Origin of the sequence: Butyrivibrio sp. INlla14 (assembly GCF_900102515.1) — a bacterium.
In the GTDB taxonomy this organism is placed as follows: domain Bacteria; phylum Bacillota; class Clostridia; order Lachnospirales; family Lachnospiraceae; genus Butyrivibrio.
On sequence record NZ_FMVS01000009.1, the window covers coordinates 65,870 to 80,733 of the forward strand.

Sequence of the window (14,864 nt, forward strand, 5' to 3'; positions counted from 1 at the left end):
ATCAGATTATTTGTAATTATAAACGGAGGAAAAAATCATGAGTAAAATTATCGGTATCGATCTTGGTACAACCAATAGCTGCGTAGCAGTTATGGAAGGTGGTAAGCCAACTGTTATCGCTAACGCAGAAGGCGCTAGAACAACACCTTCTATCGTAGCTTTCACAAAGAATGGAGAAAGAATTGTTGGTGAGCCAGCTAAGCGTCAGGCAGTAACAAATGCAGACAACACAATTTCATCAATTAAAAGAGACATGGGTACAGACAATGGTCGTACCATTGATGGCAAGAAGTATTCTCCACAGCAGATTTCAGCTATGATCCTTCAGAAACTTAAGGCTGATGCTGAGCAGTATCTTGGCGAGAAGGTTTCTGAGGCAGTTATCACAGTTCCTGCTTACTTCAATGATGCTCAGCGTCAGGCAACAAAGGACGCTGGTAAGATTGCAGGCCTTGAGGTAAAGAGAATCATCAACGAGCCTACAGCAGCAGCTCTTGCTTATGGCCTCGACAATGAGAAAGAACAGAAGATCATGGTTTATGACCTTGGTGGTGGTACATTCGATGTATCAATCATTGAGATTGGTGACGGCGTTATCGAAGTTCTTTCAACAAACGGTGATACACATCTTGGTGGTGATGACTTTGACCAGGCAATCATCAACTGGATGGTTCAGGATTTCAAGAATAAGGAAGGCGTAGACCTTTCAGGCGATAAGATGGCTATGCAGAGACTTAAGGAAGCTGCAGAGAAGGCCAAGAAGGAACTTTCTTCTTCTACAACAACAAATATCAACCTTCCTTTCATTTCAGCAGGCGCTGATGGCCCTAAGCACTTCGATGTAGATCTTACAAGAGCTAAATTCGAAGAACTTATCCATGATCTTGTTGAGAGAACAGCTATTCCTGTTCAGAACGCTATGAAGGATGCAGGTCTTACAAATGCAGATATCAGCAAGGTTCTCCTTGTTGGTGGTTCAACTCGTGTTCCTTGCGTAGTTGAAAAGGTTAAACAGCTTACAGGGCATGAGCCTTCAAAGAGCCTTAACCCAGATGAGTGCGTAGCTATCGGTGCTTCTATCCAGGGTGGTAAGCTTGCAGGAGATGCTGGTGCTGGTGATATCCTTCTTCTTGATGTAACACCTCTTTCACTTTCTATCGAGACAATGGGTGGTGTTGCTACAAGACTTATCGAGCGTAACACAACAATCCCTACCAAGAAGAGCCAGGTATTCTCAACTGCTGCAGATAACCAGACAGCTGTAGATATCAACGTACTTCAGGGTGAGAGACAGTTTGCTAAGGATAATAAGTCACTTGGACAGTTCAGACTTGATGGAATTCCTCCAGCAATGAGAGGAGTACCTCAGATCGAGGTTACTTTCGATATTGATGCAAACGGTATCGTTAACGTATCTGCTAAGGATCTTGGAACAGGCAAGGAGCAGCACATCACAATTACAGCTGGTTCTAACATGTCTGACGAGGATATCGATAAGGCAGTTAAAGAGGCTCAGGAGTATGAGGCTCAGGACAAGAAGCGTAAGGAAGGAATCGATGCTCGTAACGATGCAGATGCATTTGTATTCCAGACAGAGAAGGCTCTTCAGGATGTAGGAGACAAGATCGACGCATCTCAGAAACAGACTGTAGAAGATGATATCAAGGCTCTCAAGGATCTTCTTGAGCAGACTAAGGATAAGGAACTTTCAGACTCTGAGATTGATTCACTCAAGAGCCAGAAGGAAAAACTCATGAACGATGCACAGGCTCTATTTGCTAAGATGTATGAGAATGCACAGGGCGCAGCAGGCGCAGGCCCTAATATGGGTGCAGGTGCAGGCCCTGATATGGGATCAGCTTCACAGAACACATCAACTGGTGACGACAACGTTGTTGATGGAGATTACAGAGAAGTTTAAGTCTTTGTTAATGGATATCTACGTTGAGTGAGAATATAATAATAGCCAGGCGGGATTTTCCGTCTGGCTATTAAGAGAATTTATCAGGAGTAATATGGCAGAACAGAAGCGAGATTATTATGAAGTCCTTGGTGTCAGCAAGGGCGCCAGTGAGGACGAAATAAAGAAAGCATACAGAGTGCTTGCCAAGAAGTATCACCCAGATATGAATCCGGGAGATGCATCTGCAGCTGAGAAGTTCAAGGAAGCATCTGAAGCTTATGCTGTACTGAGCGATCCAGAGAAGAGACGTCAGTATGATCAGTTTGGTCATGCGGCCTTTGATGGTGGTCAGGGCGGCTTTGGTGGCTTTGACTTTAATGGTGCAGACTTCGGAGATATTTTTGGAGATATCTTTGGAGATTTCTTTGGAGGCGGCAGAGCCAGAGGCGGAGCTAGAACAGGCCCTTCAAAGGGTGCGAATCTTCGTGCCAGCGTACGTATAACTTTCCTTGAGGCAGTCTTTGGTTGTGAGAAGGAACTTGAGCTTACTATCAAGGATCCATGTCCAACTTGTCATGGAACTGGTGCTAAGCCTGGTACATCTGCGCAGACATGTTCTAAGTGTGGTGGTAAGGGACAGATTGTTTATACTCAGCAGTCTTTCTTTGGCACTGTCAGAAATGTTCAGACATGTCCAGAATGTGGTGGTACTGGTAAGGTTATCAAGGATAAGTGTACAGATTGCCATGGTAGTGGATATATTGCCAGCAGGAAGAAGATCAAGGTTACAATTCCTGCAGGTATAGATAATGGACAGAGTGTAAGGATCAGAGAAAAGGGTGAGCCAGGTGTTAATGGCGGACCAAGAGGAGACCTTCTTGTAGAGGTTATCGTATCTGATCATCCTATTTTCCAGAGAGAGGGATACGACATTTATTCTGTAGTCCCTATGTCTTTTGCAATTGCAACACTTGGAGGAACAGTTATCATTGATACTGTTGATGGTAAGGTAGCCTATGATGTCAAGCCTGGTACACAGACTGATACAAGAGTAAGACTTCGTGGAAAAGGTGTTCCTTCCCTTAGGGACAGAGATACAAGAGGCGATCACTATGTAACCCTTGTTGTTCAGGTTCCTGAGAAGATTTCCAAGGAAGCCAAAGAACTTCTCAAGCAGTTTGATGAGAAGACAGGAGATAGTCTTGGAGCAGCTGATCGTGTTATGGGTTCTGGTGATAAGGGACCAGATAACGGTGGCGGCAAGAAAAAGAAGGGATTATTCAAATAACAATAATCTAAAATATAAAAATCGAGGAGAGACCTCCTTTCAGCGTTGTTCAGAGAAGTCGGTCTCCCCTCGATATTTTTGATTTTACACATCTGTATTTGTATATTTAAGTAAGTATATTTGGTTATAGATTGTTCACATATTCTTGTGATATATGTTATACTTCGTTGGTTGTAATGTTGTATACTTTGAGTGATGACTATCAAAAATACTTGGATAGATATATTGTTTGAAAGGATAAGATTCTTATGAAATGGATGAGGTTTAGGGTTCGTACCAATGAAGAGTCAGAGGATATAATTGTTAGTTATCTTGAGGACATTGGACTTGAAGGAGCGCAGATTGAGGATAATGCGCCTCTGACTGCGGCTGAGAAGGAGCAGATGTTTATTGATGCGCCTGAACTTGAGCCTGATGAGGCACCTAGCGGAATAGAGAGTGGCGTAGCTTACCTTAATTTCTTTTTGGAAATAGATGATGAGAATATGCTGACAGTAGAGCTTCCAAATGAGGATGGGGACTATGTCAAGGAGAAGAGGACTCCTGAGCAGATGCAGGCTGATATTAGGGAGAAGCTTGATGAACTTAAGACTTTTTCTGATATCGGAGATGGTACAATATCTGTTGATGTAACAGAAGATATAGACTGGATCAATAACTGGAAGCAGTATTTCCACAAGTTTTATATAGATGATATTCTGGTAATTCCTTCCTGGGAAAAGGAAACTGAGGATGACGAGAACAAGGCACAGATGGTTCTGCATATTGATCCCGGAACTGCCTTTGGTACTGGAATGCATGAGACAACACAGCTTTGTATCAGAATGCTCAAAAAGTACGTTAATTCAGAAACTGAGCTTCTTGACGTAGGTACTGGTAGCGGTGTATTATCTATTCTTGCATTGATGTTTGGTGCCAAGCACGCAGTTGGTACAGATCTTGATAAATGCGCTATTCCAGCGGTAAAAGAGAATATGGAAAATAACGGTATTGCGCCTGAAAAATTCGATATGATGATTGGAAATATTATCGATGACAAAAAGGTTCAGGATACTGTTGGATATGATAAATATGATATAGTAGTAGCCAATATTCTGGCTAATGTACTAGTACCTCTTACTCCGGTGATCATGAATCAGCTCAAGAAGGGCGGAATATATATAACATCCGGTATTATAAATACCAAGGAGGAAGAGGTTAAGAAAGCACATCTTGATGCTGGACTTGAGATACTTGAAATCCATCATCAGGGCGACTGGGTTTCAATCACATCGAGGAAAAACTGATGTACCATTTCTTTGTTGACGGCTCACAGATAACACCTGATTTTAAAAGTGTAGAGATAACAGGGAGCGATTATAATCACATAGCCAATGTTCTCCGAATGCAGAAGGGAGAGCAGTTTTCAGTAAGTATAAGAGACGATGATGAGGGTAAGGAAATCTTCTATGAAATAGAGGAGATCACGGATTCATCAGTTATTGGTAAACTCTGTTTTATTGAGAAGGTAGGCAATGAACTTCCTTCCAGGATATATCTTTTTCAGGGACTTCCCAAGGTGGACAAGATGGAGCTTATTATCCAGAAGGCGGTAGAACTTGGGGCGTTTCAGGTGATTCCTATGGCAACCAAGAGATGTGTTGTTAAGCTTGATGATAAGAAGGCAGAGAATAAGATAAAGAGATGGCAGGCTATTTCTGAGGCTGCGGCCAAACAGAGTAAGCGTGCCATTATTCCTGAGGTTACAATGCCTGTTACAATGAAACAGGCTGTAGAACTTGCCAAGGATATGGATGTGAAGCTTATTCCATATGAGAATGCCAAGGGCATAGAAGAAACCAAAAGGATTATAGAGGCCATAGAGCCTGGCCAGAGTATAGCCATATTTATTGGGCCTGAAGGAGGCTTCTCTGAGCAAGAGATTGAGCTTTGCCAGAACAATGATATTAAGCCTATCACGCTAGGAAAGAGAATCCTTAGAACTGAGACTGCAGGATTTACAATTATTTCATGGCTTATGTATCATCTTGAAAAATGATTTTTAAGCTTTGAAGTTTTCTGATTGATAAGTAGTTAAAAGGCAGATTACAGCCATTGCCATATTATTATAAGTTTTAAGAGTTAGGATACAAAAATGCAGGCATATTTAGATAATTCAGCGACAACAAGGGTCTACGACGAGGTGGCCCAGGCGGTCTATAAGACAATGACAGAGGAATATGGAAACGCATCAAGCGTTCACCATATGGGTACAATTTCAGGAGAAAGAGTTGCAGCGGCTAGGGAAACTATAGCTAATACGTTGAAAGTAGATCCTGCAGAGATTCTTTTTACATCAGGAGGAACAGAGTCTGACAATCTTGCTATTATTGGAACTGCCAGAGCTAATAAGTGGAGAGGCAAGCACATAATAACAACCTCTATCGAACATCCTGCAATTCAGGAGACAACAGCTTTTTTGGAAAAAGAGGGATTTGAAACAACTTATCTTCCTGTTGGACCAGATGGAGTGGTAAATCTTGAGGACTTAAAAGCTGCCATCAGACCAGATACTATTCTTGTTTCCATGATGTTTGTAAATAATGAGATTGGAGCTATTGAACCTATTGAAGAGGCTGGCAAACTTATAAAGTCTGTAAATCCTGAAATTGTCTTCCATGTTGATGCGGTTCAGGCTTATGGCAAGGTTTTGATAAGGCCAAGATCTATGAACATAGATCTTTTGTCAGTTAGCGGGCACAAGATTCATGGCCCCAAGGGAATAGGCTTTTTATATATCAAGAAGGGAACAAAAATTGTCAATATCTGCTATGGCGGAGGCCAGCAGAAGGGAATGCGTTCAGGAACAGAGAATGTTCCAGGCATTATTGGGCTTTCACTCGCAGCTAAAATGTGCTATGAAGACTTTGATGCCAAGATAAAGAAGCTCTATGATCTTAAGAAGTATCTCATAGATTCACTTAATGAGCGTCTTACTGATATTAAGATAAATGGACCAGAGTGGGATAAGGGAGCACCTCACATTGTGAGTGTTTCTATAAAGGGGCTTGCAGCAGAAACTGTTCTTAATATGCTGAGCAGCAAGGAAATATATGTTTCTGCGGGAAGTGCTTGTACTTCAAATAATCCTCATGTTTCAGACACTCTTAAGGCTATCGGACTTGATAAGAGCCTTTTAGAGTCTACAATCAGGATCAGTATGTCATTTATGACTACCAGGGAAGAGATAGATTATTTATTGGATACACTTTGTTCACAGGTAGAGACCATGAGAAAGTTCTACCGCCACTAAGAAAGGAATTATTTATGCAGTACCATGCTTTTATCATCAAGTATGCCGAGATTGGAGTAAAGGGCAAGAACAGATATATTTTTGAAGAGGCTTTAGTAAGACAGATAGAGAGAGTTCTTTCTAAATGCGATGGCTCTTTTTCTGTATCAAGAGTAGCAGGTAGAATCTATATTGAGGCTGAGGGCTTTGATTTTAACGAGGTTGTAGATCACCTTGGAACAGTTTTTGGAGTGACAGGAATCTGTCCTGCAGTAACAATTAATAGAGATTCAGAAAACCATCTTCCGGATATAGATGGCGTTACCAAGGCTGTTCTTGATTTTATAGATGGAGTTTACCCAGACAAACACAAGACTTTCAAGGTTAAGGTTAGAAGAGTTGATAAGAGCTATCCAATGGATTCAATGGAAATGGGAGCTGAGCTTGGTGCCAGAATACTTGGCGCATATCCAGAAATGAAGGTTGATGTCCACAATCCAGAAATTCTTCTTAATGTTGAAGTTCGTGAGAAGCTTAATATCTTTTCCGAAATTATTCCTGGACCTGGCGGAATGCCAATAGGAACAGCAGGTAAGGCAATGCTTCTTTTGTCAGGTGGTATTGATTCTCCTGTTGCTGGATACATGGTTGCTAAAAGAGGTGTAGACATTGAGGCTGTATATTTTAATGCGCCACCTTATACTTCAGAAAAGGCCAAGCAGAAGGTTGTTGATCTGGCTGGAGTAATTGCCAGGTACACAGGTAAGGTTAAACTTCATGTTATCAACTTTACTGATATTCAGATGTATATTTATGAGAAGTGTCCTCACGATGAGCTTACTATCATCATGAGAAGATATATGATGAAGATTGCTGATATTATCGCAGGTCAGACTGGCTGTATGGGACTTATAACCGGTGAGAGTATTGGACAGGTGGCTTCACAGACCATGCAGAGCCTTATGTGTACAGGAGAGGTTGTAACAGATATGCCTGTTTACAGACCACTTATAGCTTTTGACAAGCAGGATATTGTGGATATCTCTTTTAAGATAGATGCTTATGAGACATCAATTCTTCCCTATGAGGATTGCTGTACTATTTTTGTGGCCAAGCACCCTGTAACAAAGCCACGTCTTGACATTATAAAGAAGCATGAGGAAAATCTTGCAGAAAAAATAGATGAACTCATGAAAGTTGCTCTTGAGACTGATGAAGTGATCACTATAGAGAAATGAAAATAAGACCTTAGCAAGTGCTTTACACAAAAGACCATCTTAGGAAACCCTAAGATGGTCTGAAACATCTTTTTAATATGGATCTAATCCTATTAAGATTAGATCATGTAAGGCTTGAGAATCTCAAGAACCTCATCTGCGCCGTCTTCTGCATGGATATTGAGATCGATTGGCTTAGAAAGATCCAATGAGAAAATACCCATAATAGACTTCGCGTCGATAACGTATCTTCCAGAAACGAGATCGAAATCATAATCAAACTTCGTAATATCGTTTACAAAAGATTTAACCTTATCGATAGAGTTTAAAGAAATTTTAACGGTCTTCATTGAGCAAATACCTCCTTCTTTATCTTATTTAATAGTAACTAGATAAATGATAAAAGTCAATGACCTAAGAGTTAAAAGGTAATGAGTTTTTGATAAAAATAAGAAAGATTAAGAAATATTATGGACAATATTCAAAATAACGTTAATGGTATGAGAGTTGCTCTTCATAACCTTGGCTGTAAGACGAATAGTTATGAAATGGATGTAATGGCTATAAAGCTTCGCGAGGCAGGCTGTGAAATAGTGCCATTTACGGATGAAGCAGACATCTATATCATCAATACCTGCACAGTTACTAATATTGCTGATAGAAAGTCAAGGCAGATGCTGCATAAGGCCAAGAAAGAAAACCCGGATGCTATTGTAGTTGCAGTTGGATGCTATGTTGAGACGGGCATAGATGGAGTTAAGAAGGATGAGAGCATAGATCTGGCTGTAGGTAACAATAAGAAGTCAGAAATTGTCGAAATACTGAATACATTCCTTGATGCAAAGGAAACAAATAAGGACAAGACTCTTGGCGGAACATCAATCATAGATATTAACCATACAAATGAGTTTGAAAATATGCTACTTTCAGAGCTCCCTGAGCATACTAGAGCATATATCAAAATTCAGGATGGCTGTAATCAGTTCTGCACTTATTGTGTTATTCCTTATGCAAGAGGAAGGGTACGCAGCAGGGAGATGAAGGATATTCTTGCTGAAATCAAGGGTCTTATCCAGAAGGGCTGCAAAGAGGTCGTTTTGACAGGAATCCATATTGGCTCCTATGGTGTTGACCAGGGCCAGCCTATGTTGGTTGAACTTGTGGAAAATATTGCCCAGCTTGCCGGAATAGAGAGAATCAGGCTTGGATCAATAGAACCACGACTTGTAACTGAGGAAAATGCCAAGAGACTTGCGGCGGTTGATAAGCTCTGTCCACACTTCCATTTGTCTTTGCAGAGCGGATGTGATTCAGTTTTAAAGCGCATGAACAGACATTATACTGCAGCTGAATTTGCTGAAGGTGTCAGACTATTAAGAGAGGCCTTTGACAGACCTGCTATTACTACAGATGTTATTGTTGGTTTCCCTGGCGAGACAGAGGAAGAATTTGAAGAATGCAGGAAATTTGTAGAGGACATTAACTTCTATGAAATGCATGTGTTTAAGTATTCTCCGAGAAAAGGTACCGTTGCTGCCGGAATGAAAGATCAGCTTACTGACAGAGAAAAGTCAGAAAGAAGTGATGTACTTATAGATCTTACTGAGAGGCAGTCTCTTATCTACAGGAACTCTTTTATCGGGGAAAAGGTAGGCGTACTCTGGGAGGACCAAGAGGAAATCAAGGGCAGAACGTTTATGATTGGTCATACGGACAGATATGTCAGGGTGGCTATGGAAGAAACTGAGCTTGGTTTTGGAAGAGCAGTATCTGGCGAAATCACCATGGAGACTATATCTGGGCTGCTTAACTCGGATACTCTTCTTGCTGCAAAAGAATAATAGTGATTTGCTTAATTTTTTTGGCTGGTGTAGAATTAATCTAAGTATACGCAAAAGAATAAGTGAGGGTGTCGGTAGCGACACGCTCTAAATAATAAAAGATTGGAGAAAGAATATGGCAGATCAGGATTTAGGAAATACCCAGTATTTTAAGGTAGAAGTAGAACCAGAGACTGGTGTTAAGAAGGTTCTTTCTGTGGTTTATGATGCTCTTTTGGAGAAGGGCTATAACCCTGTTAATCAGATTGTTGGTTATATTATGTCAGGTGATCCTACTTACATTACAAGCCATCAGGGGGCCAGAAGCCTTATCATGAAGGTTGAGCGCGATGAGCTTGTTGAAGAGATGCTCACAGAATATATTAAAAGTAACGATTGGGCACAGCACAAGTAATGAGGATAATGGGACTAGACTACGGCTCCAAGACTGTGGGAGTTGCTATCAGTGATGAACTTCTGTTAACAGCTCAGGGTCGTGAGATAATCCGTAGGAAAGAAGAAAATAAACTACGCAGAACTTTAGCGCGCATTGAGGAGCTTATTCAGGAATATGGGGTGGAGAAGATTGTGTTGGGACTACCTCTTAATATGGATCAGACTCCCTCTGAGCGCTCACAGTTGTGCCTTGAATTCAAGGATAAGATTGAGAGACGAACAGGAATCCCAGTGATCATGTGGGATGAACGCCTTACAACAGTTGAGGCTGATGAGATCATGGATGAAGCAGGGATCAAGGGTCGAGATCGAAAAGAGTACGTTGATATGATAGCGGCGCAGATCATTCTGCAGGACTATTTGGATAACAGAGAACGGAGTTGAATTTGGAAAAGATCATATTTAGCCCAGATGGAGGCGAACCAGTAGAATTCTATTGTTTGGAACAGACTGTTATTGGTGCCAAGACTTACCTTCTTGTCACAGATGAAGAAGATGGTGACGGAGAGGCGCTTATTTTGCGCGATGACTCCGATATTAAAGATGAGCAGGCGCTTTATGCGATCGTCGAGGATGACCTGGAACTGGAGGCAGTTGCAGGTGTATTTCGCAAGCTCCTTGCCGAGGATGATATAGATCTGGATATTTAACGGGGACTTTGGTTAATATCCTATTCTACATCTCCGCCAATTACTTATGGAGGAAATAATTTGAACAAAAAGAAAATTGCAAATGCGTCCAAGCTGCAGATCATCCCTTTGGGAGGCCTTGAGCAGATTGGAATGAACATCACTGCCTTCAGGTATGAAGACAGTATTATTGTGGTGGATTGCGGTTTGTCATTCCCAGATGATGACATGCTTGGAATCGACCTTGTTATTCCTGACATTACTTATTTACAGGAAAACATAGATAAGGTAAAGGGGTTTGTAATAACCCACGGACATGAGGACCACATCGGTGCGCTTCCTTATGTACTTCACGAGCTTAATGTCCCTGTTTATGCTACAAGGCTGACAATGGGTATTATTGAGCACAAACTTGAGGAGCATAATCTTCTTAAAAAGACAAGGAGAAAGGTGGTCAAGTTTGGCCAGTCTATTAACCTTGGTCAGTTTAGAGTTGAATTTATAAGAACAAACCACTCTATTGTTGATGCTGCTGCTCTTGCTATCTATTCGCCAGCAGGAACTGTGGTTCACACTGGAGACTTTAAGGTTGACTATACACCTGTTTATGGAGATCCAATAGATCTTCAGAGATTTGCAGAAATTGGTAAAAAAGGAGTTCTGGCTCTAATGTGCGATTCTACAAATGCAGAGAGACCAGGATTTACAGCTTCTGAGAAAACTGTAGGAAGAGCTTTGGGCTTTCTGTTTGAGGAGCATGCTAACAACAGGATTATAGTAGCTACCTTTGCTTCTAATGTAGATAGAGTTCAGCAGATCATCAATATAGCTCATAAGTGCGGGCGTAAGGTTGTGGTAGAAGGCCGCAGCATGGTCAGCATTATTGATATAGCTCAGAAACTGGAGTGCATCCAGATTCCTGAGAATACGCTTATAGATATCGATCATCTCAAGGATTACCCTGAGAACAAGACAGTTATTATTACTACAGGAAGCCAGGGAGAGAGTATGGCTGCTCTTAGCAGAATGGCCAACGGACAGCACAGAAAGCTCTCAATTGGTGCGGGAGATACTGTTATCTTTTCCTCCCATCCAATACCTGGTAATGAGAAGGCTGTTACCAACATAATCAATGAACTTCAGATGAAGGGCGCGGATGTAATATTCCAGGATGTTCACGTATCAGGACATGCCTGTCAGGAAGATATCAAGCTTATCTATACACTGGTTAAGCCTAAATATTCAATTCCTGTTCACGGTGAGTACAGGCATCTGCAAGCTCAGGCTAATATCGCAAGAAGCCTTGGTATTGATAAAGAGAATATCTTTATCCTCCATTCAGGAGAGGTTTTAGAGCTTGATGATGAGAGTGCCAAGGTCAAGGGTAAAGTCCCTGTTGGAGCTATTCTGGTTGACGGACTTGGAGTAGGAGACGTTGGTAACGTAGTTCTAAGAGATAGACAACATCTTGCAGAAGATGGTATTGTAATAGTTGTATTTGGACTGGATCAGGCCAATGGACAACTGGTTTCAGGACCAAGTATTGTTTCAAGAGGCTTTGTATACGTAAGAGAGTCAGACAAGCTGATAGATGATGCAACTGATCTTGTGCTCGATGAGGTAACAGAGGCTCTAGATAAGGGAATCACAGATTGGGGCAAGCTTAAGAGCATTGTTAAGGATGTCCTGAGTGATTATATCTGGAAGAAGACAAAGAGAAGACCTATGATCATGCCAATCATCATGGATACAAATTATTGATGATGTCATGAACTTGGTTGGGAGAGATGCATGAGTGCTAGAAAATTTGCATTAGGCTTTCTTGATACTGCAGTCAAGGTAGTCTTCGTGATCTTAGTTATTATGCTCATCAGTAAGTATTCCAAAGTGGCTTATGACTATGGTTACCATATTTTTAATCAGGTCCCTGTTTCTTCAGGAACTGGCAGAACGGTTTCAGTCACTATAAAAAGTGGCGATTCTACAAGCGATATTGCTGATAAGCTGGCTGAAGTGGGACTTATAACTGACAAGACATTATTTAAATTACAGGAGAGGTTCTCAGATTATCATGGACTTGAGACTCCTGGTACCTATGAACTTAGTACAGCCATGACACCGGAAGAAATGTTACAGATCATGGCTGCAGGATCTATTGAGGCAGCTGAGTCTGGTTCAGAAGCAGCTTCTACAGAGACGGCTCCTGAAACTAACGTGGCAGGCGAGGAATCAAGCGGTGGTTGAGCAGGATAGAATGACGGCATTTATAAATTCTCTGGATAGGGGAAATGCTCCTTATCTTGATGAATTGGAGAAGAGGGCCAAGGCGGATGATGTCCCTATCATCCGCAAGGATACTCAGGCTCTACTTAAGTTCTTAATGGCACAGAGTAGACCTAAAAACATTTTGGAGGTCGGCTGTGCTATTGGCTTTTCTGCCCTACTAATGGCAGAGTACAGTGACTCTGACACCAGGATCACGACTATAGAGAAGTTTGAGAAGAGAATTCCTATAGCTAAAGAGAATTTCATACAGTATGACACAAATAATAAAATCACACTCTTAGAAGGTGATGCGACAGAAATACTTAAAACGCTATCCCCGGGGTATGATTTTATTTTTATGGATGCGGCAAAGGGGCAGTACATCAATTTCCTGCCTGATTGCCTTAGAATCCTGAATAAAGGGGGACTACTGGTATCTGATAATGTTCTTCAGGATGGAGATGTTATAGAGTCCAGATTTGCGGTAACCAGGAGAGACAGGACAATACATGCCAGAATGAGGGAGTATCTTTATGAACTCAAACATAATGATGCCCTGAATACGGTTATTCTGACTGTGGGAGATGGCATGACCTTATCTGTGCGGTTATAAGCATGATGTAACGATTTTTGTTTTAGCTTAGAAATGTGGAGAAATCAATGAAAAAACCTGAATTACTGATTCCAGCAAGTAGCCTGGAGGTACTAAAAACAGCTGTTATTTTTGGAGCAGACGCAGTTTATATTGGCGGAGATGCTTTTGGACTGCGTGCCAAGGCCAAGAACTTCAGCCCTGAGGAAATGAAGGAGGGCATAGAATTTGCACATGCCCATGGAGTAAAGGTTCACGTAACAGTTAATATCCTCGCTCATAACTACGATCTTGACGGAGTTGAGAAATATCTTCATGAGTTAAAAGAGCTAAAGCCTGATGCTCTTATAATAGCTGACCCCGGAATCTTTATGAAGGCTAGAAGGATCTGCCCTGAGATAGATATTCACGTATCGACACAGGCTAACAATACTAACTATGAGACATATAATTTCTGGCATGATCTAGGAGCCAAGAGAGTAGTGGCTGCAAGAGAACTTTCACTTCGCGAGATAAAAGAGATCACGGAAAAGATTCCTGAAGATCTTGAGATGGAATGCTTCATTCACGGAGCTATGTGCATTTCCTATTCAGGAAGATGTCTTTTGTCTAATTATTTCACAGGAAGAGATGCCAATAAAGGAGCATGCACACACCCTTGCAGATGGAAGTATTCTGTTGTTGAGGAAAAGAGACCTGGAGAATATCTTCCTGTCTATGAAAATGAGAGAGGAACTTATATCTTTAACTCCAAGGATCTATGCATGATAGAGCATATTCCAGAGATGGTAGATGCAAGGATTGACAGCTGCAAGATCGAGGGCCGTATGAAGACTGCTCTTTATGTAGCTACTGTTGCCAGAACTTATAGAAAAGCTATAGATGATTTCTTTGAATCTGAGGATAAGTACAGACAGAATATGCCATGGTACCTTGATCAGATATCAAAGTGTACATATCGCCAGTTTACTACGGGATTCTATTTTGGCAAGCCTAGCGATGAGGCACAGATTTATGACAATAATACTTATGTTAATGAGTATATCTACCTAGGAATTGTAGGGGAAATAGATAACAGAGGTTATGCTAAGTTTGAGCAGAGAAATAAGTTCTCTGTGGGTGATGAAATTGAAATCATGAAGCCTGACGGAACGGATATAAAGGTTACCGTTAAGGGAATGTATGCGGAAGATGGAACACCTGTAGAATCATGTCCACATTCCAAGCAGACACTTTTTGTAGACCTTTCAGAAAGGCCTGAGAAATACGATATTCTGAGGGTGAAATCTAGCTCGCCGGAAGTTGAGACTAATCTTCCAGATTGCGGTGCCTGAAAAAAGTGCTTTGCGTTTTGCACAATGTGTTGTAATATGTAACGGAAAAATTGAATTATAAGATCAAGGTCTTGTAGCGAAAGGAATGT

15 protein-coding genes are annotated in these 14,864 nt (G+C 41.3%); 14 read left to right on the forward strand and 1 reads right to left on the reverse strand.

Annotated elements, in window-relative coordinates; all coding sequences use genetic code 11:
- The first annotated feature begins 37 nt into the window (after positions 1-37).
- The 6 genes from dnaK to thiI all read left to right on the forward strand — a co-directional run bounded on the left by dnaK (position 38) and on the right by thiI (position 7,700).
- Complete coding sequence (gene dnaK, locus BLO53_RS07575; RefSeq protein ID WP_026488990.1) at positions 38-1,921, forward strand: molecular chaperone DnaK; 1,884 nt, start codon at positions 38-40, stop codon at positions 1,919-1,921.
- Positions 1,922-2,015: 94 nt separating this feature from the next.
- A complete protein-coding gene (gene dnaJ, locus BLO53_RS07580) occupies positions 2,016-3,191 on the forward strand; it encodes a molecular chaperone DnaJ (protein WP_026488991.1) in 1,176 nt (391 codons plus the stop codon).
- A 248-nt stretch (positions 3,192-3,439) separates the two neighbouring features.
- Complete coding sequence (gene prmA, locus BLO53_RS07585) at positions 3,440-4,477, forward strand: 50S ribosomal protein L11 methyltransferase (protein WP_092060227.1); 1,038 nt, start codon at positions 3,440-3,442, stop codon at positions 4,475-4,477.
- A complete protein-coding gene (locus BLO53_RS07590; protein ID WP_092060229.1) occupies positions 4,477-5,229 on the forward strand; it encodes an RsmE family RNA methyltransferase in 753 nt (250 codons plus the stop codon). The genes prmA and BLO53_RS07590 overlap by 1 nt, the downstream gene beginning before the upstream one ends.
- Positions 5,230-5,325: 96 nt before the next feature.
- Positions 5,326-6,483 (forward strand): cysteine desulfurase family protein, encoded by a 1,158-nt coding sequence (locus tag BLO53_RS07595; protein WP_092060231.1) that lies wholly within the window; start codon positions 5,326-5,328, stop codon positions 6,481-6,483.
- A 14-nt stretch (positions 6,484-6,497) separates the two neighbouring features.
- Entirely contained in the window at positions 6,498-7,700 is a 1,203-nt protein-coding gene (gene thiI, locus BLO53_RS07600) for a tRNA uracil 4-sulfurtransferase ThiI (RefSeq protein ID WP_092060233.1), read from the forward strand.
- A gap of 98 nt (positions 7,701-7,798) precedes the next feature.
- Here the strand turns inward: thiI and BLO53_RS07605 are convergent, their stop codons facing one another.
- The gene (locus tag BLO53_RS07605) at positions 7,799-8,029 is read right to left on the reverse strand and encodes an HPr family phosphocarrier protein (protein ID WP_013282005.1); all 231 of its coding nucleotides are present in this window, start codon (positions 8,027-8,029) and stop codon (positions 7,799-7,801) included.
- 120 nt (positions 8,030-8,149) lie between these two features.
- Here BLO53_RS07605 and mtaB point away from each other — a divergent pair, with 120 nt between their 5' ends.
- The 8 genes from mtaB (at position 8,150) to BLO53_RS07645 (ending at position 14,775) form a co-directional block, all read left to right on the forward strand.
- Complete coding sequence (gene mtaB, locus BLO53_RS07610) at positions 8,150-9,520, forward strand: tRNA (N(6)-L-threonylcarbamoyladenosine(37)-C(2))-methylthiotransferase MtaB (RefSeq protein ID WP_242875335.1); 1,371 nt, start codon at positions 8,150-8,152, stop codon at positions 9,518-9,520.
- A 115-nt stretch (positions 9,521-9,635) separates the two neighbouring features.
- Positions 9,636-9,914, forward strand: a complete 279-nt coding sequence (locus BLO53_RS07615; protein ID WP_026488997.1) for an IreB family regulatory phosphoprotein — start codon at positions 9,636-9,638, stop codon at positions 9,912-9,914.
- Positions 9,914-10,339 carry a Holliday junction resolvase RuvX gene (gene ruvX, locus BLO53_RS07620; protein ID WP_026488998.1) on the forward strand — a complete coding sequence of 142 codons (426 nt, stop codon included), beginning with the start codon at positions 9,914-9,916 and terminating at the stop codon, positions 10,337-10,339. The genes BLO53_RS07615 and ruvX overlap by 1 nt, the downstream gene beginning before the upstream one ends.
- A 2-nt stretch (positions 10,340-10,341) precedes the next feature.
- Positions 10,342-10,605: a DUF1292 domain-containing protein gene (locus BLO53_RS07625; RefSeq protein ID WP_026488999.1), complete on the forward strand. Its 264-nt coding sequence runs from the start codon at positions 10,342-10,344 to the stop codon at positions 10,603-10,605.
- Between the two features lie 60 nt (positions 10,606-10,665).
- A complete protein-coding gene (locus BLO53_RS07630; RefSeq protein WP_092060235.1) occupies positions 10,666-12,345 on the forward strand; it encodes a ribonuclease J in 1,680 nt (559 codons plus the stop codon).
- A 30-nt stretch (positions 12,346-12,375) separates the two neighbouring features.
- The gene (locus tag BLO53_RS07635; RefSeq protein WP_092060237.1) at positions 12,376-12,828 is read left to right on the forward strand and encodes an endolytic transglycosylase MltG; all 453 of its coding nucleotides are present in this window, start codon (positions 12,376-12,378) and stop codon (positions 12,826-12,828) included.
- Positions 12,821-13,462, forward strand: a complete 642-nt coding sequence (locus BLO53_RS07640; protein WP_304528431.1) for an O-methyltransferase — start codon at positions 12,821-12,823, stop codon at positions 13,460-13,462. Before BLO53_RS07635 ends, BLO53_RS07640 begins: the two co-directional genes overlap by 8 nt.
- A 47-nt stretch (positions 13,463-13,509) precedes the next feature.
- A complete protein-coding gene (locus BLO53_RS07645; RefSeq protein WP_026489002.1) occupies positions 13,510-14,775 on the forward strand; it encodes a peptidase U32 family protein in 1,266 nt (421 codons plus the stop codon).
- Positions 14,776-14,864: the final 89 nt, after the last annotated feature.

What these genes read in the sequence shown, in the direction of transcription:
- dnaK (WP_026488990.1), top strand. Translation starts at nt 38, where the DNA reads ATGAGTAAAATTATCGGTATCGATCTTGGTACAACCAATAGCTGCGTA.
- dnaJ (WP_026488991.1), top strand. Translation starts at nt 2,016, where the DNA reads ATGGCAGAACAGAAGCGAGATTATTATGAAGTCCTTGGTGTCAGCAAG.
- prmA (WP_092060227.1), top strand. Translation starts at nt 3,440, where the DNA reads ATGAAATGGATGAGGTTTAGGGTTCGTACCAATGAAGAGTCAGAGGAT.
- BLO53_RS07590 (WP_092060229.1), top strand. Translation starts at nt 4,477, where the DNA reads ATGTACCATTTCTTTGTTGACGGCTCACAGATAACACCTGATTTTAAA.
- BLO53_RS07595 (WP_092060231.1), top strand. Translation starts at nt 5,326, where the DNA reads ATGCAGGCATATTTAGATAATTCAGCGACAACAAGGGTCTACGACGAG.
- thiI (WP_092060233.1), top strand. Translation starts at nt 6,498, where the DNA reads ATGCAGTACCATGCTTTTATCATCAAGTATGCCGAGATTGGAGTAAAG.
- BLO53_RS07605 (WP_013282005.1), bottom strand. Translation starts at nt 8,029, where the DNA reads ATGAAGACCGTTAAAATTTCTTTAAACTCTATCGATAAGGTTAAATCT.
- mtaB (WP_242875335.1), top strand. Translation starts at nt 8,150, where the DNA reads ATGGACAATATTCAAAATAACGTTAATGGTATGAGAGTTGCTCTTCAT.
- BLO53_RS07615 (WP_026488997.1), top strand. Translation starts at nt 9,636, where the DNA reads ATGGCAGATCAGGATTTAGGAAATACCCAGTATTTTAAGGTAGAAGTA.
- ruvX (WP_026488998.1), top strand. Translation starts at nt 9,914, where the DNA reads ATGAGGATAATGGGACTAGACTACGGCTCCAAGACTGTGGGAGTTGCT.
- BLO53_RS07635 (WP_092060237.1), top strand. Translation starts at nt 12,376, where the DNA reads ATGAGTGCTAGAAAATTTGCATTAGGCTTTCTTGATACTGCAGTCAAG.
- BLO53_RS07645 (WP_026489002.1), top strand. Translation starts at nt 13,510, where the DNA reads ATGAAAAAACCTGAATTACTGATTCCAGCAAGTAGCCTGGAGGTACTA.